Origin of the sequence: Streptomyces sp. SAJ15 (genome assembly GCF_007595705.1) — a bacterium.
Lineage (GTDB): Bacteria > Actinomycetota > Actinomycetes > Streptomycetales > Streptomycetaceae > Streptomyces.
This window is the reverse complement of sequence record NZ_NISY01000012.1, coordinates 59,620-78,925: the sequence shown is the minus strand read 5'-3', so window position 1 is coordinate 78,925 and position 19,306 is coordinate 59,620. Positions and strand designations below refer to the sequence as shown.

At 70.0% G+C, this 19,306-nt stretch carries 23 protein-coding genes; 10 read left to right on the top strand and 13 right to left on the bottom strand.

Annotated features, from left to right (window positions below):
- Positions 1-28: 28 nt before the first annotated feature.
- From CD790_RS25550 to CD790_RS25540, 3 genes are all read right to left on the bottom strand, one after another.
- On the bottom strand, positions 29-625 hold the full coding sequence (locus CD790_RS25550; RefSeq protein ID WP_144385690.1) for a hypothetical protein: 597 nt from the start codon (positions 623-625) through the stop codon (positions 29-31).
- Between the two features lie 133 nt (positions 626-758).
- Complete coding sequence (locus tag CD790_RS25545; RefSeq protein ID WP_144385689.1) at positions 759-1,382, bottom strand: hypothetical protein; 624 nt, start codon at positions 1,380-1,382, stop codon at positions 759-761.
- Positions 1,383-1,513: 131 nt separating this feature from the next.
- Complete coding sequence (locus tag CD790_RS25540; protein WP_186319227.1) at positions 1,514-1,813, bottom strand: sigma-70 family RNA polymerase sigma factor; 300 nt, start codon at positions 1,811-1,813, stop codon at positions 1,514-1,516.
- A gap of 84 nt (positions 1,814-1,897) precedes the next feature.
- On the opposite strand from CD790_RS25540, the gene CD790_RS25535 reads away from it, so the two are divergent.
- Both CD790_RS25535 and CD790_RS25530 read left to right on the top strand, forming a co-directional pair.
- Positions 1,898-2,407, top strand: a complete 510-nt coding sequence (locus tag CD790_RS25535; RefSeq protein WP_144385688.1) for a hypothetical protein — start codon at positions 1,898-1,900, stop codon at positions 2,405-2,407.
- Between the two features lie 73 nt (positions 2,408-2,480).
- Complete coding sequence (locus CD790_RS25530; protein WP_144385687.1) at positions 2,481-2,897, top strand: DUF6292 family protein; 417 nt, start codon at positions 2,481-2,483, stop codon at positions 2,895-2,897.
- Positions 2,898-3,063: 166 nt separating this feature from the next.
- On the opposite strand, the gene CD790_RS25525 is transcribed toward CD790_RS25530, so the two are convergent.
- On the bottom strand, positions 3,064-3,288 hold the full coding sequence (locus CD790_RS25525) for a prevent-host-death family protein (protein ID WP_144385686.1): 225 nt from the start codon (positions 3,286-3,288) through the stop codon (positions 3,064-3,066).
- 82 nt (positions 3,289-3,370) lie between these two features.
- Between CD790_RS25525 and CD790_RS25520 the strand changes: the two genes are divergently transcribed.
- From CD790_RS25520 to CD790_RS25510, 3 genes are all read left to right on the top strand, one after another.
- The gene (locus CD790_RS25520) at positions 3,371-4,006 is read left to right on the top strand and encodes a hypothetical protein (RefSeq protein WP_144385685.1); all 636 of its coding nucleotides are present in this window, start codon (positions 3,371-3,373) and stop codon (positions 4,004-4,006) included.
- Positions 4,003-4,806 (top strand): hypothetical protein, encoded by an 804-nt coding sequence (locus CD790_RS25515; RefSeq protein ID WP_260867877.1) that lies wholly within the window; start codon positions 4,003-4,005, stop codon positions 4,804-4,806. Before CD790_RS25520 ends, CD790_RS25515 begins: the two co-directional genes overlap by 4 nt.
- Before the next feature lie 332 nt (positions 4,807-5,138).
- A complete protein-coding gene (locus tag CD790_RS25510; protein ID WP_144385684.1) occupies positions 5,139-6,161 on the top strand; it encodes a tyrosine-type recombinase/integrase in 1,023 nt (340 codons plus the stop codon).
- Positions 6,162-6,511: 350 nt separating this feature from the next.
- Here the strand turns inward: CD790_RS25510 and CD790_RS25505 are convergent, their stop codons facing one another.
- Positions 6,512-7,435, bottom strand: coding sequence for a Ku protein (locus tag CD790_RS25505; protein ID WP_144385683.1), 924 nt, complete (start codon positions 7,433-7,435; stop codon positions 6,512-6,514).
- A 272-nt stretch (positions 7,436-7,707) separates the two neighbouring features.
- Here CD790_RS25505 and CD790_RS25500 point away from each other — a divergent pair, with 272 nt between their 5' ends.
- Both CD790_RS25500 and CD790_RS25495 read left to right on the top strand, forming a co-directional pair.
- Positions 7,708-8,037, top strand: a complete 330-nt coding sequence (locus tag CD790_RS25500) for a DUF6233 domain-containing protein (protein WP_260867876.1) — start codon at positions 7,708-7,710, stop codon at positions 8,035-8,037.
- A 242-nt stretch (positions 8,038-8,279) separates the two neighbouring features.
- The gene (locus tag CD790_RS25495; protein WP_186319226.1) at positions 8,280-8,588 is read left to right on the top strand and encodes a hypothetical protein; all 309 of its coding nucleotides are present in this window, start codon (positions 8,280-8,282) and stop codon (positions 8,586-8,588) included.
- A gap of 517 nt (positions 8,589-9,105) precedes the next feature.
- On the opposite strand, the gene CD790_RS25490 is transcribed toward CD790_RS25495, so the two are convergent.
- From CD790_RS25490 to CD790_RS25470, 5 genes are all read right to left on the bottom strand, one after another.
- Positions 9,106-9,333, bottom strand: coding sequence for a hypothetical protein (locus tag CD790_RS25490; RefSeq protein ID WP_260867875.1), 228 nt, complete (start codon positions 9,331-9,333; stop codon positions 9,106-9,108).
- Positions 9,334-9,342: 9 nt separating this feature from the next.
- Entirely contained in the window at positions 9,343-9,525 is a 183-nt protein-coding gene (locus CD790_RS25485) for a hypothetical protein (RefSeq protein ID WP_144385681.1), read from the bottom strand.
- 163 nt (positions 9,526-9,688) lie between these two features.
- Complete coding sequence (locus CD790_RS25480; RefSeq protein WP_144385680.1) at positions 9,689-10,330, bottom strand: GntR family transcriptional regulator; 642 nt, start codon at positions 10,328-10,330, stop codon at positions 9,689-9,691.
- A 365-nt stretch (positions 10,331-10,695) separates the two neighbouring features.
- Positions 10,696-11,571, bottom strand: coding sequence for an undecaprenyl-diphosphate phosphatase (locus CD790_RS25475; protein ID WP_144385679.1), 876 nt, complete (start codon positions 11,569-11,571; stop codon positions 10,696-10,698).
- A gap of 192 nt (positions 11,572-11,763) precedes the next feature.
- The gene (locus tag CD790_RS25470; RefSeq protein ID WP_144385678.1) at positions 11,764-12,537 is read right to left on the bottom strand and encodes a methyltransferase domain-containing protein; all 774 of its coding nucleotides are present in this window, start codon (positions 12,535-12,537) and stop codon (positions 11,764-11,766) included.
- Positions 12,538-12,629: 92 nt separating this feature from the next.
- Here CD790_RS25470 and CD790_RS25465 point away from each other — a divergent pair, with 92 nt between their 5' ends.
- Entirely contained in the window at positions 12,630-13,151 is a 522-nt protein-coding gene (locus CD790_RS25465; RefSeq protein ID WP_144385677.1) for a helix-turn-helix domain-containing protein, read from the top strand.
- A gap of 71 nt (positions 13,152-13,222) precedes the next feature.
- Here the strand turns inward: CD790_RS25465 and CD790_RS25460 are convergent, their stop codons facing one another.
- A complete protein-coding gene (locus CD790_RS25460; RefSeq protein ID WP_144385676.1) occupies positions 13,223-13,927 on the bottom strand; it encodes a TVP38/TMEM64 family protein in 705 nt (234 codons plus the stop codon).
- Positions 13,928-14,333: 406 nt separating this feature from the next.
- On the opposite strand from CD790_RS25460, the gene tuf reads away from it, so the two are divergent.
- Together tuf and CD790_RS25445 are read left to right on the top strand one after the other, a co-directional pair.
- The gene (gene tuf / locus CD790_RS25450; protein ID WP_144385674.1) at positions 14,334-15,509 is read left to right on the top strand and encodes an elongation factor Tu; all 1,176 of its coding nucleotides are present in this window, start codon (positions 14,334-14,336) and stop codon (positions 15,507-15,509) included.
- Positions 15,510-15,599: 90 nt separating this feature from the next.
- Positions 15,600-16,445 carry a spermidine synthase gene (locus CD790_RS25445; protein WP_144385673.1) on the top strand — a complete coding sequence of 282 codons (846 nt, stop codon included), beginning with the start codon at positions 15,600-15,602 and terminating at the stop codon, positions 16,443-16,445.
- Between the two features lie 49 nt (positions 16,446-16,494).
- Here the strand turns inward: CD790_RS25445 and CD790_RS25440 are convergent, their stop codons facing one another.
- Together CD790_RS25440 and CD790_RS25435 are read right to left on the bottom strand one after the other, a co-directional pair.
- Positions 16,495-17,976: an MFS transporter gene (locus CD790_RS25440; RefSeq protein WP_260867874.1), complete on the bottom strand. Its 1,482-nt coding sequence runs from the start codon at positions 17,974-17,976 to the stop codon at positions 16,495-16,497.
- A 10-nt stretch (positions 17,977-17,986) separates the two neighbouring features.
- Positions 17,987-19,213 carry a hypothetical protein gene (locus CD790_RS25435; protein WP_144385672.1) on the bottom strand — a complete coding sequence of 409 codons (1,227 nt, stop codon included), beginning with the start codon at positions 19,211-19,213 and terminating at the stop codon, positions 17,987-17,989.
- Between the last annotated feature and the right edge of the window lie 93 nt (positions 19,214-19,306).

The window sequence follows — 19,306 nt, the reverse complement described above, 5'->3', positions numbered from 1 at the left end:
CGGAGGCGGGCGCTTTCGCGCTTCCGGGCTACTCGATGCTGCCGGTGAACTCGGGGAATTCAAGGTCGAAGTTCTCGCTCATCCGCTGCACGGTGACGACGATCTTGGGTCCGTAGCGCTTCTCGAGCACGCTGTCGTCGTTCTTGACCACGGTGACCCCCGGCGCGATACGTCCCTCGAGCGGCTCGGATCCGGCGTCGTAGGTGGTGCTGGCAGCTTGGCCGCCGTGTGTGGCGCCTTCGACGATCAGGGACAGGTCGTCCAGGCCTGCTGGCGCCTTGCCCTTGTTTGCGATCTTCAGTTCGACTCTGAAACCGATCTCGTCCGCGTTGGGCTTCCGGTCGTACTCGCCGAAGTCCGTGACCCGCCGGGCGCCGACGACGGACACCTCGAGCCCGTCCGGCCACCGGTAGGACCGGCCGAACCTCAGGCCCGTGCTGGACTGAGCGGCTGACGAGGCGGCTCTGCAGTTATCGATCCACTCCTCTTGAGACAGCTGCTGGTCGGTGCAGTCCACGGACGACTTGGCACGCGGCTTGTCGTCCTCGTCGCCCCCGCTGCTGCACGCGGAAACAGGCAGTAAGACGGCGAGAAGGATCGCCGCGGTGATCGTGGATGTGCGCATCAGCTTCCCCTGACGTGACGAAACGCTGCGACCGTAGCGCCGCGAGGGGCCGGCGGGGGAGAGGTCTACCGAAAGGAGACGCTGGGGGAGGTCGCCGTCGAACACGCGCCCGGTGCGTTCGGCCCGGTGACGCTCAGAGCCACCGCATGCGGGGCGACTCCGGGACGTCGATCTCGGCAGGCACGATCCACGGCTTCTCAACTCCTGCCTGCCGGCATGTCAGTACCAGGCGCATCGGCTGGCCGAGCCACTGGTCCCGCCACCGCTGATTCACATCGCCGCCTTCCATCCAGTGCGGCGGCCGGGTCCGCTCGATGCTGAATGGCCGCCCGCGGCCGACCTCCATCGGCACCGGCCTCACGGTGTGCCCGTTGATGTCGGCGCCGTCCGCTCCGTGAGTGAAGCGGTACGGGCCCCACACTTGTGCATCCAGCTCCTCCTGCGGGACTGAACCTGTCAGCCGGTCAGTCCGTTCGAGATCATCGCTGGATGTGATCCTGACGTTGATCTCGTTCAGGTGTCGCAAGGCAAGTGGGCCGACGAGCTGCACATTCAGTGCGGCCCGGCCATCCTCGTCGTGCTCGATCGTGATGGCGAACTGGGGGGTTAGATCCGCATGCCACCGCGACTGCTCGATGCTCGCAACCACCTCAGCGGTCTTGTTGGCCTTGTGCGCCGCAACCCAAGAGCCAGCCGCGGCAGCGGCGCTCAGGCTGGCGGCGCAGAGCCCGGCTATGTCGGACCACAAGTCGCTCATGCGCCGAACGATAGCCCTTGAGCTTGGCTGACGGGCTAGCCGCGCGTGCTTCCCCAGTGTGGGAGCAGGTGACTCACCTTCCATAGCCCCACCTGCGAAAGGTGATCACGGCAGTAGCGCATAACGTTCCCTTAAGTGCCACCATTTGACCCCTCTTCGGGGGCCTCCGCCGCCGCTCGCCGACCCGTGGTCCTGCCTTCGGCGATCTGCTGGGCGCGCGCCCGGCTGATGCCAAGCTCGGCAGCCACCTGGGCGTGGCTCATCCCCTCGTCGCGCATCTCCCGGACGGCACCCTGCCGGATCTCCCGCAGCCACTTCTGCAGGTCGGGGATGGCCTGGAGCGCGGCGCCTGCATCCTTGGCGCGCGAGGTCGGGTCGCTGGACTCGGCGAGGCGCTTGAGGTTTTCGAAGGGGCTCGGCGGGGTTGTCATGAAGTCAGTGTAAGGGGTGGGTTGACATCTGTAAGGGGTGCCCTTACGCTTGGGGTGTCGGGACAGCGCAACTAAGGAGCTCGCGTGAACGTCGCATTCGACCTCAACGACGACCTGACCACCGTCCACACCAAGGTCCGCCGCCTCACGACCGACATGTCGAAGGTGGCCTACGAGACCCTCCCGTTGGAGACTCGGCGCAGCATCGAGAGCCAGCTGGGCCTGCTCCGCCGCCGTGAGGCCGAACTCGTCGCCCGCGCCGAGGCCGAGCGCGTCGCCAAGGTCAACAAGGCCCTCGGATTCCCCGAGTACTCGATGCCGCAGCCCTTCCTCGGTGACACCGCCACCAGCCTCAGCGTGTGGTCCCAGCACGAGCTGAACACCGTCTACGAGCGCGTCGGGGGGACGGTCACCACCCGCATCGTGGAGCGCACCTGCTCCACCGGGTCGACCTGGACGGCCACCGAGATCACCCTGACCATCGAGGTGTCCGGCATCGGCCCGGTCATGGTCTCCACCGACTGGGACGAGGAGAGTGGCGGCCGCAACCTGCCCCTCATGCAGGCCATTCCGGACGCCGAACTCATCCCCTGATCTGGACACAGCAGTGCCCCGGGCGAGAAAAGCGGCCGGGGCACTGCCCGTACTCACACCCGCCAGGAGAACGATGAACGACCAGACCCTGCCCCACGACGACTACATCACAGCCGTCGCCGATGCCCTCGACGGGTACGGCATCACCGTCGCCGACGGCGGCACCAGCGAGAATGACGACCTCCTCGACGGCTGGATCACCTTTGCCCCGTCCAGCGTCAACGCGGACGCGTGGCCGCACGGCGTCATCCTGGGATGGGACCAGCGCAACGGCTGGACTCTGATCGAGCAGGGAGGTGGACGCAATGTCGATCCCCTCGACCCAACGGCCGTGTGCACGTTCACCAGCCCGCAGCAGGTCGCCTTCCCCGTAGCGAACGCGCTTCGTGGGCGCATGGCATCCGGGCCGAGCACCAACGACGGCACCTGGACGTGGGACCCCCGACCGTTGGAGGCGGCCGTCGCCGCCTGGGAGAAGGGCGAGTCCTGACTGCACAGACCGCCCCAGCGCGGCGATGCCCCGGCTGAGGAAAGCAGCCGGGGCATCGCCCGTACCGTACCCGACGGGCCGTCTCAGTCGTCACCACCCTCGATAACATGCCATATCACGGGCGTTATTTGGGGCGATTGTCCTACTCCAGCCAGCGCTCCGAACCCTACGGGGTGACGTCGTCCAGGTGCGCCTTGAGGATCGCAACCGCGTTGTCCGGCCCGCCGACTTGCTGAATCAACTCGCCCAGGTCGACGGGGACAACGGCGGCTTCGCGGGTGCCCCTGCTGGTGAGGAAGTAGACGCGCCTGAGTAGCTGCACGGCGTTGTGCAGCTTGCTGATGTTGGCGCGAGCCTCGGCGATTGGCTGGTCTTCCTTGCTCGTGTCCATGAGGGCGAGATTACCATGCCGTCTTGATGTACATAAAGACGTCATGTACAGTTGAGGTAGTCAGGGAGACGAGGAGCCCGAGATGACCGACCAGCCCACCGCCCCGATCCGCACCGTCTGGACGTACAAGGTCAACGGCGAGGTGATGGGCACGTACACCGAGGACTACGCCCGAGGCATGTACGAGACTCTGGCCGAGCTGCACCCCACGACCCGCGTGCAGCTGGTGCGCTTCGACCACTACGCATCCGACTTCGCCACCACCGGCAAGAACTGGACCAGCGTCCCCACCGTCGTCGCGGACACCCACCCGGAGCCGCAGAAGAAGAGCACGGCGGTCGAACTGCTCGACCCGCTGCGGCCCTGCCGCCGCTGCAAGGGGACGGGGACCTTTCACATCTGGAGTGGTCCGGTGGCCTGCCGCAACTGCTCCGGCACGGGCAAGGTTCCTTCGGCCCGCGACCGCCGCCGCATCCGCGAGGCCGACCAGAGCATCTACCGGCTCATCAAGGCGATGCGCACGCGGGCCGAGGAGCGCGACGGCCGCCGCAACGGACGGATCGAGTTCGAGTCGCACCAGGGGTTCGGGCTACTGGAGCAGAACGAGCCGCACCGCCTCCCGGCCCTGTTCCGGTCCCTTGAGGTCGGACGGGTCGACGACGTCATCGACATGCTCATCGCTTACCGCAATGCACACGCCGTCAAGGAGTCGGCGTGAGGTTCTACCTCGGCACCCACATGGTCAACTGGCTCGGGGAGATGGACGTGTCGCTGTTCATCTCCCGCAACCGTCTGAAAAAGCGGAAGACCTTCCCCCGAGCCCGCGCACCGTGGGCCCTGGACTCCGGGGGGTTCACCGAACTCCGCGACCACGGCGGGTGGCGCATCACTGCCGAGCAGTACGCCGCCGAAGTCCGGCGCTACGCAGAGGAGATCGGCAAGCTCGACTGGGTCGCGCCCATGGACTGGATGTGCGAGCCGTTCGTCATCGCGGGCGGCCCCCACGCCGGGCAGCACTTTGTCGGTACCGGCCTCAGTGTTGAGGAGCATCAGCGCCTCACCGTCGACAACTACCTCGATCTGCGCCGCATCGCCCCCGATCTCCCGTTCGCCCCTGTGCTTCAGGGCTGGCAGCTGGCCGACTACCTCCGCTGCGTGGAGATGTACGAGGAGGCAGGGGTGGATCTTGAGGCGCAGCCCGTGGTCGGTCTTGGGTCCGTCTGCCGCCGTCAGGGCACCGCAGAGATAGGGGAGATCGTCACCGCCCTTGCCGCCCTTGGCCTCAAGCTGCACGGCTTCGGTGTGAAGAGCGCGGGGGTTGCCGAGTACGGCGATCTGCTCATGTCGGCCGACTCGATGGCCTGGTCGTTCGGTGCCCGCCGAGACTCGAAGCTGGCCGGGTGCACGCATCGCGCGAAGAACTGCGCGAACTGCCCCACCTACGCCCTGGCTTGGCGGTCCCGCGTCCTGTCCGCGCCTGCCCCCGAACGGCAACTGCAATTCGACCTACTCGGCTAGCAGCCGGAACATCGCCCGTACCGTACTTGAACGGAGACCCTGATGGACGACTGCGAGGACTGCGGACGCACCCTCTGCCGCGACTGCGACACCCATTACTGCATCGAGCAGTGCCCCTGCGGGCGCTCCCACACCTGCGACTGCGCGTGCACCGAGTACTTGGAGGGCCTCGCAACCGAGGCGCTTTGGGTGCAGCCCGACGAGGCCGTCTCTGCCCGGCAGGAGGGAGAGCAGCGGCACTGCGACTACACGAAGCGGCACCCCTCGCACACCTTCATGCGCCTGGAAGTTCTCTTTCAGTGCCCCGGCGAGCACGGGACGGAGTGCGAGCGATGAGCGCCGACCTCGCCCCCCGCCAGCCGGACGCCACCCCCGCCGCCTACGACGCTGCGACGCTCGCCGTCCTGCACGCCATGGAAGAGGCAGCCGAGAAGCACCTCGACGCCATCCGCCCCCACAACACGAAGCGCGGCTACGCCAACGACTGGGCGCTGTGGGAGGAGTTCCACGACTGGCTGGGGGAGCGCACCGGGCACCGCCTCAAGTCGACCGCCGTCACCAGGGGCACCCTCGTCGGGTTCGTCATCTGGCTCGACACCATCAAGCTCGCCGCACCCAACTCGATCGACCGCCGCATCACCGGCGTCACCGTCACCGCCCGGAACGAACACGGCATCGAGGTGCCCAAGGCCGCCACCGTCGCCGCCCGGCAAGCCCTTAAGCCACTGAAGAACGACCCCGAACGGCAGGCCCGCGGTCGGGGGAAGGCCGCCGCCGTCACCCCCGAACAACTCCGCCAGATGAACGCAGCCGTCGCCGATGGACTCACCGGGCTCCGCGACCGAGCCCTCTGGCTCATGGCCTTCGCCATCGCCGGCCGCTCCGCCGAAGTCGCCGCCCTCCGCGCCGAGGCGATCGTGCACGTCAGCCAGGGACTCGAAGTCCACGTCCCCGCCGTCAAAGGCCGACCGCCGCGGGACGTCGTCGTCGGCTACGGCCGCAACCCCGACACCTGCCCCGTCCGCGCCTGGCTCACCTGGCGCGCCGCAGCAGGCATCACCAGCGGCCCCGCCTTCCTGCCCATCACCGTCTGGGGCCAGCTCGGCGACCGCGCCCTCAGCCCCGAAGCCGTCCGCGAGATCATCGCCCGCAACGCCGAACGCGCCGGCCTCACCGTCCGCCTCACCGGCCACAGCATGCGGGCTGGGTTCATCACCACCAGCCGCCGGGCCGGGAAGCGCGAGGAGAAGATCCGCGCCCAGTCCGGGCACGCCGAGAACAGCCCCGCCTTCTGGGGCTACATCCGCGAAGCCGACAAGTGGACCGATGCCGCATCCGAGGACATCGGGCTGTGACAGCGACGAACAACCGAGAGCAGTTCGCGGCACCGTATTCGGGAGACCGCGCGCGCCGCCGGCTACGACGTGGACTCTCGCCGAACCGGCGCGGCCCACGGGCATGCCGGAAAGCAGTTGGCCAATCCTCGGGGGCAAAACGACGCCCGCCCCGCCCAGTCTGGAGCGCCTGGACGGAGCGTGCTGCTTGACGCATCATGCCAGGCAGCCCGAGATCGGAAGATCTGCGTCCGACCTCTTCCCTCGCCAGCCACTTCGGCGCATCCTGATCACACGGGCATCCGCTCCCTAACCCCCAGGCGGCGCTGTGCCCCCTGCGCCCCGCCCTCCCCGGCGGGGCGCTTTACTCCTCACGACGCTGGCCGCTTCCGGGCCGCCGTCCTCTTCGCGGGAGCCTTCTTCGCTGCGGTCCTCTTACCTGTGGTGGCCTTCTTGGCTGCCGACTTCTTCGCGGGGCGCTTCCTGTCGGCGAGTTCGTGCACCTCGGCTTTGCCTTCGCCGCGGCTCTCCTTGGCGGCGCGGACGGAGTCCTTGAGGGCTGCCATCAGGTCGACGACCTTCCCGGCAGGGGCCTCTTCGACCTTGAGCTCGGGCGGCTTCCGCCCCTGCGCCTTGGCTTCGATGATCTCCTCGACAGCCTCGCGGTAGCGGTCGCGGTACTGGGTCAGATCGGTGCCGCCGATGGCGTCCATGAGGGCCATGGCCTCGTCGACCTCAGCGTCGCTGATCTCCACTGTGCTGGGAGCCAGGCCCTCGGTACTGCGGATCTCGTCCGGCCAGTGCATCGCTTGTAGGACCAGGGCGTCGCCGACTACCCGGAGGACGCCGAGCCGCTCGCGATTGTGCCAAGCGAACTTGGCGACGGCCAGCTTGTCGGTGCGCTTGAGGGCCTCACGGAGGAGGACGTAGGGCTTGGCGGCGACAGCTCCGTCCGCCTGTAGGTAGTAGGGCCGCCCGAACCGGATCGGGTCGAGACGCTCGGCTGCGACGAAAGCGTCGACTTCGATGGCTTTGGCGGTGGGTAGCGGCAGCTCATCGAGGTCGGCGTCGGTGACCTGAACCAGTTGATCTTTGGAGACCTCGTAAGCGCGGCCGATCTCCTCCGCGTCGAGCTCCTTGTCCTCGACCTCGCAGACCTTGCGGTATCGGATCCGCCCGTTGTCTGGGAGGTGGATCTGTCGGAAGGAGATTGAGTGGTCCTCGGTCGCGGGGAACACCTTGATCGGGATCGTCACGAGGCCGAACGAGACGGCACCAGACCAGACCGGCCGCATATAGCTACCTACCTCCCAGGAGCCCCCCTGGGTCGCCTCCAGCGTAGGTGCGCCCCGGAATGACGGCTCTTTGCGCAGGTCAAGGGCCTGATCGCGGCACACACTATGAATCGAACTAGAATCGAACGGTGGGTCTGAATGTAGAAGAATGGCGATCGAAGGCAGGGCCCTGGGCGCGCGCCGTGCTGCCCGACGGCCAGCAGCTCGACGTCGTCGTGACCTCCCGGCACCGGTCACAGGATGGGCGGTGGTGGTACGAATGCGAAGCGATCATGCCCGCACGTCATGAAGGCCCCGACGGCCACACCAAGACCACGGCCGCCCCGACTCCGATCAGCGTCCTGGCCGACGACATCACCCCCATCCCCGGCGAGGACTACACCGCCGTTCCGACGGACGGCGCGGCCGCAGGCCGGCAATGGGTCCTGGAGAACCTCCACCAGTACGGGGACGGGCCTGCTCGCCGGCTCCACCGCCGCGACTGCTGGCAGGCCCGAGATGGGCACACTCTTGTCGCCACGGCCGAGGCGGCGGAGATGATCGGGAACCCTGCCGTCGACATCTGTGACGTCTGTCGGCCGGATCGCGCACTCCGGCGCTGACCGCGTGCCACGCTGGCTGTGGCGTCGTGCGGCAGCTACTCGGGCCGCCCCGTCGACCGAACAGCGCCCGGCCGGGGGCGGAGCCGCATCGTCCTCAGTCTCCGCTTCCGGGTGCCAGGTAGCGGCTTGGACATCGGGCTGTAGGCGCAGGATCTGTCCACTGAATCGCAGAAATGCGGGATCCTGTACAGCCTCTGCGCCCACCGTAACGATGAACCGACCGCACAGGAGAGGGAGGACTCATGTATCAAGAGCCTGAGCTGTTGCGTCCACGCGAGGAGGGCATGCTGATCATGCGGGCGCGAGGGTTCACCATCGCAGAGATCAGCAGGGAGTATGGTCTAGGGCCTGACAGGACCCGGCAGGTCATAAAGGCCGCATGCAAGGCGTTGGGGGCCACCGAGCCGATCCACGCGCTCGCGATCGCCCTCACTGTCGGCCTCTTCACCGTCGACGATCTCAGCGGCGAAAGTGACAGCCTCGGTGAGATGAAGATCCCACAGCATGTCCGTGAGGCTATGTCCGGAGTTAGCAGGGGGAGCCATCCGTGATCGAGGTCAGGTTGAGGGGAGGCCCCGACGACGGCTGCACCCTCGCGATCCCTGACGACGTGCCACCGCCGATTTACCTGATCCCGATCGTCCCGGCGCTCGCCGAACTGTGGACCAGCCCTCTTGAGGCCAAGCCCATCCAGAAGGCCGAGTACGGGCCCGCTGTACACGGAGGATCGGGAACCGCGCTGTGGAGACGACGGCGCCTACCTCTACCAGTTCCGAGTCGCCACCCTGGCGCCGGAGGAGCGAAGCGCCCTGGAAGAGGCCCAACGCGAGGCACGGGCAGCGGCGCAGCAAAGTGCCGCCGAATTGGACGAGATGTGGCAGGAGATCCGCAGGGAGCACCCGCACTACCCAGCTGACTGGCGACGCAACCTGTAGGGGCCTCGCCGGGCCCTTGACCGTCATCTTGTCGTGCATCCGCCTACGCTGGATTGCGTCCCATCAGCTGCTTGCTGGCTGCGGCAGCTACTCGGGCCCCGCCGCGGAACAGCGCCCGCGGCGGGGCGGGGCGTCAGCCCCCGTCTTCCTTGGGGTGCCGGGCGGCCTGCTTGACCTTCGCTTCGAGCTCGTACCTGTTGCCGCCGGCCGCGGCCTCGGTCACCGCGGCCTGAACAGCCTCTGCGGCCGCACGCCACCGCTCCCACTGCGCGGCGTGCTCCTCGCCATCGAGTCCGGCGAGCTTCGCGTGCTCCGCGTTTGCGGTCTTCTGTAGGTCCACCAGTCTGTCAATCTCACTCACGGCCGGATCCTAAGCCGCGGTCGTCAGCTCGGCGCGCATCGCCTCGGCCCACAGGCGGAGCAGCCGCTCATACTCCACGCGCTCGGCCGGCCGTAGCGCTCGACCTGATCTGGCGCGCATGAAGTCACGAATTGCCGCGTTCGCCTGGTCGATGGTGGGTGGCGGAGGCGTGGGTCCAGGCGATGCAGGCATGCGAACAAGATTACGACTAGGTAGCGACATTGGCCTCTTCCAGGTCGGAGTGGCCTGGACAAGTCGGGATCACGCGGGCATCCGCGAGAGGGCATGAATGTGGCGCGCATTTAACTACCGGTGAAGCCTTCCATCGGGGGCATCCCGTGTTGTTGACTGCGGGTCAACCAGCCGCGTCGCCGTCATGAGGGCCGATGCGGATCGTCCAGCGATCCATGGGGAGGATCAGATCCGCCGTCTCCACAGGGCGCCCCTCAGCGTCCAGACGAGTCCGCGTCAACCGGTACACCAGCGAGTCCTGCGGCATCCGCAGGGCGTGCGCCTGGGCCTCATCCAGGCCGGCCGTGGCCACCTCCGCGACGAATCTCAGGTGCCTGCGCCGAAGTCCTCGCCACCAGCTGGTGATGAGCATCGCACTCCGGCCGCCTGGATCCCAGCACTCCTGTGTCTCGCGGCGCAAGATGGTGCCGACGGGTACGTCCAGGCGTGCGGCCAGGTCCGTGGTGGCGCGGCAGGAGTGGATTCCGGATGTCTCGGAGCCGAATGGCCAGGGGGCGTTGGGGTTGGCGAGTGCTCGCACGGCCGGAGGGTAGGCCACAAACAGTCGCCGCCGCTGCTCGCCCTCGAGGACGCCTTGACGTCGCAGCAGCGTGACGGCTAGGCGCATGGTCTGCTCATGGACGTGGTACTGGTCGGCTAGGGCGGTGCGGGAGGGGATCTGTTCGCCGGGGCGCCACTCACCTCCGGTGATGCGGCGTTCCAAGTCGGCGGCCACGCGACGGTACACCGCGCGGCTCTTGGCCATCCCGACCCCTCAATGATCTTGCATCTGGGGACGTCACGGTAGGCGTCTGTCGGAATCTTGATATATCAAGATGGCCTTCGGGCGACTCCGAAGCGCCCCGTGTGGGGGTCCGTGTGTTTTTCACCATGCTTCGATTGTCATCGCGCCGAAGTAGATCACTCAATCGAGTGAATCGTTTCCGCAGTCTCGCGGGGGCGGTTCATCGTTGAGATAAGCGCCGGGCCCGGATCGAGTCCCACCCCCCAAGGTGATGACGATCCGGGCCCGGCTTTCCCTTTCTGCCCCAGGGGAATCTGGGAGAGAAATGGGAGACGATCATGGTTAACGTGTGTCAGCTAGGGCCATCTCAGGTCAACTAGGGCCAATTATCCTCCCGACTCGCCGGCGTGCGGGCTCAGCACACCGAAGCCGACCAGGGCGAAGATCAGCAGGCCGAGCGCCACGCGGTAGATGACGAACGGCATGAAGCTCTTGGTGGTGATGAACTTCATGAACCAGGCGATCACCGCGTATCCGACGAAGAACGCGATGATCGTCGCGAAGATGGTCGGACCCCAGGAGACATGGCCGCCCTCGGACGCGTCCTTCAGCTCGAACAGGCCCGAGGCCAGCACCGCCGGGATGGCGAGGAGGAAGGAGTAACGGGCCGCCGCCTCGCGGGTGTAGCCCATGAGCAGACCGCCGCTGATCGTCGCGCCGGACCGGGAGACGCCGGGGATCAGCGCCATCGCCTGGCAGATGCCGTACGTCAGGCCGTCCTTGACGCTCAGCTCGTTGAGCGTCTTGCGCTGCTTGGGGGCGCGGTGCCGGCCACCGGTCTCGTCGCGGGCGGCCATCCGGTCCGCGAAGCCCAGCACCAGACCCATGACGACCAGCATGGTCGCGGTCAGGTTGAGATTGCGGAACGGGCCCTCGATCTGGTCCTTCAGGGTGACGCCGAGCACACCGATCGGTATCGAGCCGACGATCACCAACCAGCCCATCTTGGCGTCCTGGTTCTGGCGCATCCGCTTGTCGACCAACGAGCGGAACCACGCCGAGACGATGCGCGCGATGTCCTTGCGGAAGTAGATCAACACCGCGGCCTCGGTGCCGATCTGCGTGATCGCGGTGAAGGCGGCACCCGGGTCCTCCCAGCCCGAGAAGGCCGCGGTGAGCCGCAGATGGGCGCTGGAGGAGATCGGCAGGAATTCGGTCAACCCCTGGACGAGTCCGAGGATGAATGATTCGAACCAAGACATCGAGTTCTACGCTATCCAAGGGTGATCGCGCTGACGCTGCGTCAGCTATAGGCTCCGCCGTCGGCGGGCCGGCGACGGGATCATCAACCGGTCGGAGGCAGCGTAGCGTCCTTGGATTACGCGTCTGTCAGAAGGTCCCGATCGCGGGGACGGGCACCGCGCGCGGATGGTGGGCGGAGCGTGATGGAGCGGTCACACCCTGCGCGCGTAGCCGAGGTAGGTCACCAGGGGGCGGGCACCGGGGGCCAGGACGAAGTCGACGATCGGGGGGATCTCCTCGTCGGTGATCCGACCGCGCCGTCGAGCCAGCACGGCCTTCACCAGGCTCGGCGGGTTCTTCGGCTTGAAGTCGCAGACGTCCTCGTTGCGCAGGCCGTGGCGCTCCAGCGTCGCCGCCACCTCGGCCGGCGGCCGCAGCCGCGCCGCCGCGTAGCGCCCGGGCGGCATGATCCGGGTCATCGGCAGCGACTGGAAGGCGCCGAGGTAGACCAGCCGTGACAGCGGGGTCCGGTTGACGGTGTCGTAGACGAGCACCCCGCCGGGCTTCAGCACGCGTGCGGCCTCCGCGACCACCCGGTCGAGATCGGCGGTGATCTCGAAGGTGTCGGCGTAGTACGCCAGGTCGAAGCCCGCGTCCGGGACGTCGCCCAGCTCCTCCGCCGGCGCGGTCCGCGTGGCCACTCCCAGGCCCTCGCGCTCGCTCGCCTCCCGTGCCATCGCGGTCGCGGTGGCGGAGGGGTCGATGGAGAGCACCTCGAAGCCGAGTCGCGCCAGGCCGGCCGGGAGCAGGCCGCGCCCGCCGCCCACCACGATGGCGCGGCGGCCGGCCGCCGCCACGTCCAGGGCCCTGAGGGTGCGGCCCACGTACTCCAGCCGCACGTCCTGGAAGCTGACCGCCCTGATCTGGCGCCCGTCGACCGCCTCGGGCGAGCGTGAGTCGAGCTCGATGTGCGGAGCGGTGGCCATCGTCTTCTCCCTCGTGCCGGGGCTGGGGCATGGGTTCCCTGAGGAAACCTAACACCCTGGGTTCCCTCGGGGAACTCGGGTACGGTCGGGGCATGACCCGCACCCCGCTCGCCGACGTGGCCTGCTCCATCGCCCGCGCCACCGATCTCTTCGGCGACGCCTGGACGGCGCTGATCATGCGCGACGTGCTGCTGGGAGTCGGCCGCTTCGACGACCTCGCCCGCGACCTGGGGATCTCCCGCAAGGTGCTGTCGGCCAGGCTCTCCAGGCTGGTGGAGGAAGGGGTGCTGGTGCGCGAGCGCTACCAGGAGCGGCCGCCGCGCGAGCACTACCGCGCGACCGCCAAGGGTGAGGAGCTCTACCCCGTGCTGCTGGCGCTCATGAACTGGGGCGACCGCTGGTACGCGGGCGAGGCCGGCCCGCCGGCCCGGATCCACCACCACGGCTGCGGTCGCGACACCGCGATGGTTCCCGCCTGCGCGCACTGCGGCGAGCCGCTCACCCTGGCCGACACCACCCAGTTGCCGGGCCCCGGCGGCCGCACCGGCCCGGGCACTGCGGTGCTGGGGCCGCTGCTGGAGGCCCGCGCGGAGACCACGCCGGCGCGCGGATAGGGCCTGTCCGGCGGTTTGCGTGAGCGGCTCGCCGCAATGTGCGCAGCCCCCGCTCGGACGGGCTCGGTCCGTTACGGCTGGTGCCCGCGCCGGAGGCGCTCCCGCTTGCGCCAGGCCACCGCCAGCGCGCCCGCGCCGGTCAGGGCGATGAAGGCGAGCGCGGCCAGGAAGACCGGCGAGGTGGGGGTGGCGGCGCGGCTTCCGGCTATCACGTACGCGGCGGTGTTGGGCACGCTGCCCAACCCCGTCGCCAGGAGAAACGGCAACCAGCCCATCCGGGACACCGCGGCGCAGTAGTTGGCGGCCGCGAAGGGCACCCCGGGGAAGAGGCGCAGCGCCAGCATCGAGCGGAAGCCGTGTCGGGACAGCTGGCGATCGGCCGCGGTCAGCCAGCGGCCGCGCAGCAGCGGGCGCAGCGCGTCCTGCCCCAGCAGCCGGCCGAGGCCGAAGGCGATGCCGGCTCCCAGGACGGTGCCGACCACGGCGCCCGGCAGCCCCGCCTGGGTGCCGAAGAGCGCGCCGGCCGCCAGGTTCAGCAGCGGCCGCGGCACCAGGGCCGCCGTGCAGACCCCGTACGCGAGGGCGAACAGCGCCACCGCCGTGCCGCCCGAGAGGCGCTCCGGCCAGCCGTCGGCGATCAGCCGCTGCGGCTCCCACACCAGCACCGCGGCACCGGCCGTCACCAGCAGCGCGATGAGCAGGCCGAGCCGCGCCCAGGGCGACAGCAGGGCCCGGGCGCACCGTAGGGCTGGATGCGGCGACGCGGATTCGAACACCGGGGGAGCGTAACCCCTGTGTTGGGGGTGCCGGCCCCGCCGGCCGCGGGCTGGGACAGAACGCGGACATCCCACGCCCCTTCCCGTCCGCGTCGGAGGGTGGTCCGAGACGTCCGAGGCGTGGCCAAGAGCCGTCGGCGGGGCGGCCGTTCACCGCGCGAAAACCATTCGACGGCGACTCCGGGGCACGAGATGATCGTCGACATGTTCCGGTATGCCTTCCTTGCGCAGACGTCCGCGGTCGCGGGCGCGCCGAAGGCTGCCCTCCTTCTTTCGGTTTGCACCGATAACGGCGCCCGAAGCTGACCCTCCTCGGACAGTCCCGACGGACCCCACAGGGGGAGGGTCGGTCAGGCCCTGGGGTCCGCGCTGAGAAACCTCCGTTCCGAGGAAGGAACGTCCCACCATGTCCAAGCAGGGTTACGTGCGCACCAAGCCGCACCTGAACATCGGCACCATGGGCCATGTCGACCACGGCAAGACCACGCTGACCGCCGCCATCACCAAGGTCCTCAGCGAGCGCGGCACGGGCGGCACCTACGTCCCCTTCGACCGCATCGACCGGGCGCCCGAGGAGGCCGCCCGCGGTATCACCATCAACCTCTCGCACGTCGAGTACGAGACCGACACCCGGCACTACGCGCACGTCGACATGCCCGGCCACGCCGACTTCATCAAGAACATGGTGACCGGGGCCGCCCAACTCGACGGGGCCATCCTCGTCGTCTCCGCCCTCGACGGCGTCATGCCGCAGACCGCCGAGCACGTACTGCTCGCCCGCCAGGTCGGCGTCGACCACGTCGTCGTCGCGCTCAACAAGGCGGACGCGGGCGACGCCGAGCTCACCGACCTCGTGGAGCTGGAGGTGCGCGAGCTGCTGACCGCCCACGGCTACGACGGTGACCACGCGCCGGTGGTCCGGGTCTCCGGGCTGCGCGCGCTCGACGGGGACCCGCGCTGGACCGGGGCCATCGAGGCGCTCCTCGACGCCGTCGACACCTATGTGCCGACGCCGGTGCGCTACACCGACGCGCCGTTCCTGATGCCGGTGGAGAACGTCCTCACCATCAGCGGCCGCGGCACGGTCGTCACCGGCGCCGTCGAGCGCGGCACGGTGCGGGTCGGCGACCGGGTCGAGGTGCTGGGGGCCGGCCTCGCCAGCGTCGTCACCGGCGTGGAGACCTTCGGCAAGCCGATGGAGCTCGCCGAGGCGGGCGACAACGTGGCGCTGCTGCTGCGCGGGGTGCAGCGGGACGCGGTGCGCCGCGGCCACGTCGTGGCGGCGCCCGGCAGCGTGGTGCCGCGCCGCCGCTTCACGGCCCGGGTCTACGTCCTGTCCACGGCGGAAGGCGGTCGCCGGACGCCGCTGTCCACCGGCTACCGACCGCAGTTCTACATCCGCACGGCCGATGTCGTCGGCGACGTCGACCTCGGGGGGACGGCCGTGGCCGCGCCCGGCGACACGGTCTCCATGACCGTGGAGCTCGGCCGCGAGCTCCCCTTGGAGCCCGGCCTCGGCTTCGCCATCCGCGAAGGCGGTCGCACCGTGGGTGCCGGAACGGTGATGACCGTCGTCGACTAGGCACCGTGCCGCGCCCCGCGCGGGCGCGGCCTGGAGACGCCGGACGGACGGGCGGTTACGGCCCGTCCGTCCGGCGTCACAATGGTGGGCGTGGACGAGTCGATACCCGTGAGCCGCGCCGTGGCCGGCGGCACCGCCAAGTTGATGCCCGACGTGGACCGCGAGCGGGCCTGGCTGCTCACCGTGGAGGGCGCCCCGCAGTCGTACGTGGACCTGGACGACCCCACCCACCTGGAGTTCGAGTACGCGCGCCGGCTGGCGTACCTGCTGGACGCCGTCGCCGACCCCGGGGCGCCGCTGGACGTGCTGCACCTCGGCGGCGGTGCGCTCACCCTGCCGCGCTACGTCGCGGCCACCCGACCGGGTTCGCGGCAGGAGGTGGTCGAGTACGACGGCGCGCTGCTGGGGCTGGTCGCGGAGCATCTGCCGCTGCCGCCGGACTCCGGGATCGCGCTGCGCACGGCGGACGCGCGGGCCGCCCTGGAGGCGGCGCCGGCCGCCTCCGTCGACGTGGTCGTCGGCGATGTCTTCGGCGGCTCGCGGGTGCCCGCGCACCTGACCTCCGTGGAGTACGGGCGCGCGGTGGCGCGGGTGCTGCGGCCGGGCGGCCACTACGCCGCCAACCTCGCCGACAGCGCCCCGTTCGCCTTCCTCCGCTCCCAGGTGGCCACCTTCGCGGCCGTCTTCCCCCAGGTCTGTCTGATCGCCGAGCCGGGCATGTTGCGGGGGCGTCGCTTCGGCAACGCCGTGCTGGTCGCCTCCGCCGCCGAGCTGCCCGTCGACGTCCTCGCCCGCAGGTCCGCGGCCGACGCCTTCCCCGCCCGCGTCGAGCACGGCCCGTCGCTGACCCGCTTCGCCCGAGGCGCGGCCGTGGTCCGGGACGCCGACGCGGTGCCCTCGCCAGAACCCCCGGGCGGGGCGTTCGGCATCGGCTGAGGGAACCGTCTACGGGGCGCCCCGGGCACCGGGGGCGTGGACGGGTGGCTCAGGCCGGGTCGGCGACCGGGGGAAGACCAGGGTGGCCGGGCGGGGGGATGTCAGCGCGGCCGGGCGGGGGCACATCAGCGGGGCCGGCCGGGGAAAGATCGGGCGGGCCGGCCGGGGGCTGACCGGCGCGGCCGGGCGGGGCGGCGGGGGACTCGCCGGGCTCCGGGAGCTCGCCCAGGGCGTCCGGGGGGCCGTCGGTGCCGGCGGCCTTCGGAGGCTCGTCCCCCGGGGTGTCACGGCGCGTCAGCCGTCGTACGTCCGGCACCGCGAGGACCGCGGCGGTGAGCGCGACGATCAGACCGGCACAGCCCCACAGGGCCGTGGTGCGTCCGAAGGCGCTCTCGGCCGGGCCGGCCAGCGCGGTGGCGAGCGGGACCAGGGCGACCGAGCCGAACCAGTCGTAGGCGGACAGCCGGGAGAGCTTGTCCTCCGGGATCTCCTGGTGCATGGCGGTCATCCAGGAGACGCCGAAGACCTCGATCGAGACGCCGGCGACGAACATCGCCGCGACCAGGACCGGCACCGGCACCGGGACGGCGAGCGCCGCCGAGGGGAGCGCGAAGGGGAAGACGCACAGCGTGCCGGCGAGCAGCATCCGACGGGGCTTCCAACGGGTCATCAGCAGCCCGCCGAGCACGGTGCCCGCGCCGAACGCGGCCAGCGCCAGGCCCCAGGGGCGGGCCCCGCCCAACCGTTCCTCGGCGACCAGCGGGCCGTACACCGCGTCGGCCGCGGCCACCACGGCGTTCACCACCGAGAACTGCACCACGATGCCCCACAGCCAGGGCCGCCCGGTGAACTCCCGCCACCCCTCGCGCAGGTCCCGCAGCAGCCCCGGGCCGCCCGCCTCGCGGCGGGCCGACCCCGAGACGTCGAGGAAGGCGCGCAGCCCGGCCGCGGCGGCGAAGGCGACCGCGTCCAGCGCCAGCACCCAGCCCGGCCCGAAGGCCGCGATGAGCGCCCCGCCCAGTGCCGCGCCCCCGATCTGCGAGCCGTGCACGCCCATCCGGAAGTAGGCGAAGGCCCGTCCGGCCTGCTCACCGGTGACGCTGGCGTACAGCATCCCCTCGGCCGCGGGCGAGAAGAACGCCTGGCCGGTGCCGCCGAGCGCGGAGAGCAGCACCATGTGCCACAGCCGCGCCTCGCCGGCCAGCACCAGGACGGCGAAGGCCGCCTGGGACACACAGCTGAGCACGTTCGCCGCGACCATCACCCGGTGCCGTGGCAGCCGGTCCGCCAGCGCCCCGCCTATCAGGAGGAAGACCAGCAGCGGGGCGGTGCGGGCCGCGGCGACGATCCCGACGTCGCCGCCGTCACCGCCCGCCTCCAGCACCGCGAACGCGGCCGCGACCAAGGCACCGGCGTTGCCGAGCCCGGTGACCACGGCGGCCGCCGTCAGCAGGGTGTAGTTGCGGCCGGCCCAGGACGGCAGGCGCGGTGGGCGGGAGGGGCACGGGCGAGGCGGGGTGGCGGATGTCAACGGCGAGGGCTCAGTCGGTGGACTTCAGGGGACGCAGGGAGCTCATGATCTTCTTGATGGTGGCGTCCGGCAGCTCGCCCTTGACGCCCTTGGCGGCATACAGCACCCAGGTCGCGAAGTCGCCGTTGCTGTCGGTGTAGGTGACGGTGAACGCCTTGCCGTCGCTGTCGCACTTGGTCTTCTTCTTCACGCCGGTGACGGTGGCCGACGAGGTGTAGCCCTTGAGCCCGTGGTCGCTGGTGAACGGCTTGGCGTCGGTCACCGTGCGTTTGCCGGTCTGCTTCTGGTCGTACGCGGCGTAGACCCAGTTCTCGGCCTCGTTCTCGGCGGCCTCGGCCTCGCTCTTGGCGCCCTGGGCGCCCTTGGTGCCCGTGCCCGCCAGCGCGGTGGTGTCCTTGTAGCCGCCCTCCTTGGTGACCGTGCACCACTCGGGGGAGAACTTGGCGGGCGAGGACATGGCGACCAGCGCCTTGCCGTCGTCGGTCTCGAACCCGGTGGACCAGCCGGAGCCCATGACCTTCCAGCCGGCGGGTACGTCGAAGGCGTTGCGCCGCTTGGTGTTCACGACGGTCTGCCAGCCGGGGACCACCGGCTTGACCGAGGTTCCGCCGCGCCGCGGATTGTCCTCGGGGAGGTCCTCCGCGTCCTCTCCGCCGCCCCCGCCGGGGGCCGGCGTCTTCTCCGGCTGCGAGGACGGTGAGGCGCTGGTCTTCTCGCCGTCCCGCGCCTCGGTCTTCGAACCGTCGCCGTCCTTGCCCAGCACGGCGACGGCGGTGACCACGGCTGCCGCGACCACGGCGACCGCCGTCACGATCGCGATGGTGGCCGTGCGCTTCTTCTTCGCGTCGCCCGACGGCTCCGGGGCGCCGTTCGGCCCGGTGGGTGTGTGCCAGCCCGGCGGCGGGGTCACCGGCTGCTGCCCCAGCGGCGGCGTGTGGCCCGGCTGCTGATAGGGGTTCGGCTGCTGGTACGGGTTCGGTTGCTGGTACGGGTTCGGCTGCGTCGGGTACGGCTGGGGCTGCTGCTGTCCGGACTGCGGGTATCCCGGCTGCTGTCCGGTCTGCGGGTAGCCCGTGGGCTGCTGTCCGGTGTGCGCGTAGGGGTTCGGCTGGGCGTAGCCCGGTTGTTGGTAGCCCGGCTGCTGGTACGCGCCGGGCTGTGGGTAGCCCGGCTGTTGTGGGGGGTTCTGGTCCTGTGGGTTCTGCTCGCCGCCGGTCGGCTGCTGTCCTGGCCACATGGGCGTCCACCTTAGAGGGGGCGGTCGGCCGCTGCTACGGCCGGGCCCGTCTCCGAGCCCCTCCCACCGTGGAGCTGGCGCGGGCGCACCGCG

Coding starts and splice junctions, on each gene's coding strand:
- CD790_RS25505 (WP_144385683.1), bottom strand. CDS start 7,435: ATGCGGCCGGTCTGGTCTGGTGCCGTCTCGTTCGGCCTCGTGACGATC.
- CD790_RS25500 (WP_260867876.1), top strand. CDS start 7,708: ATGCCCGCACGTCATGAAGGCCCCGACGGCCACACCAAGACCACGGCC.
- CD790_RS25475 (WP_144385679.1), bottom strand. CDS start 11,571: ATGTCTTGGTTCGAATCATTCATCCTCGGACTCGTCCAGGGGTTGACC.
- CD790_RS25530 (WP_144385687.1), top strand. CDS start 2,481: ATGAACGACCAGACCCTGCCCCACGACGACTACATCACAGCCGTCGCC.
- CD790_RS25465 (WP_144385677.1), top strand. CDS start 12,630: ATGACCCGCACCCCGCTCGCCGACGTGGCCTGCTCCATCGCCCGCGCC.
- CD790_RS25510 (WP_144385684.1), top strand. CDS start 5,139: ATGAGCGCCGACCTCGCCCCCCGCCAGCCGGACGCCACCCCCGCCGCC.
- CD790_RS25480 (WP_144385680.1), bottom strand. CDS start 10,330: ATGGCCAAGAGCCGCGCGGTGTACCGTCGCGTGGCCGCCGACTTGGAA.
- CD790_RS25525 (WP_144385686.1), bottom strand. CDS start 3,288: ATGGACACGAGCAAGGAAGACCAGCCAATCGCCGAGGCTCGCGCCAAC.
- CD790_RS25495 (WP_186319226.1), top strand. CDS start 8,280: ATGTATCAAGAGCCTGAGCTGTTGCGTCCACGCGAGGAGGGCATGCTG.
- CD790_RS25540 (WP_186319227.1), bottom strand. CDS start 1,813: ATGACAACCCCGCCGAGCCCCTTCGAAAACCTCAAGCGCCTCGCCGAG.
- CD790_RS25545 (WP_144385689.1), bottom strand. CDS start 1,382: ATGAGCGACTTGTGGTCCGACATAGCCGGGCTCTGCGCCGCCAGCCTG.
- CD790_RS25485 (WP_144385681.1), bottom strand. CDS start 9,525: ATGCCTGCATCGCCTGGACCCACGCCTCCGCCACCCACCATCGACCAG.
- CD790_RS25435 (WP_144385672.1), bottom strand. CDS start 19,213: ATGTGGCCAGGACAGCAGCCGACCGGCGGCGAGCAGAACCCACAGGAC.
- CD790_RS25550 (WP_144385690.1), bottom strand. CDS start 625: ATGCGCACATCCACGATCACCGCGGCGATCCTTCTCGCCGTCTTACTG.
- tuf (WP_144385674.1), top strand. CDS start 14,334: ATGTCCAAGCAGGGTTACGTGCGCACCAAGCCGCACCTGAACATCGGC.
- CD790_RS25520 (WP_144385685.1), top strand. CDS start 3,371: ATGACCGACCAGCCCACCGCCCCGATCCGCACCGTCTGGACGTACAAG.
- CD790_RS25470 (WP_144385678.1), bottom strand. CDS start 12,537: ATGGCCACCGCTCCGCACATCGAGCTCGACTCACGCTCGCCCGAGGCG.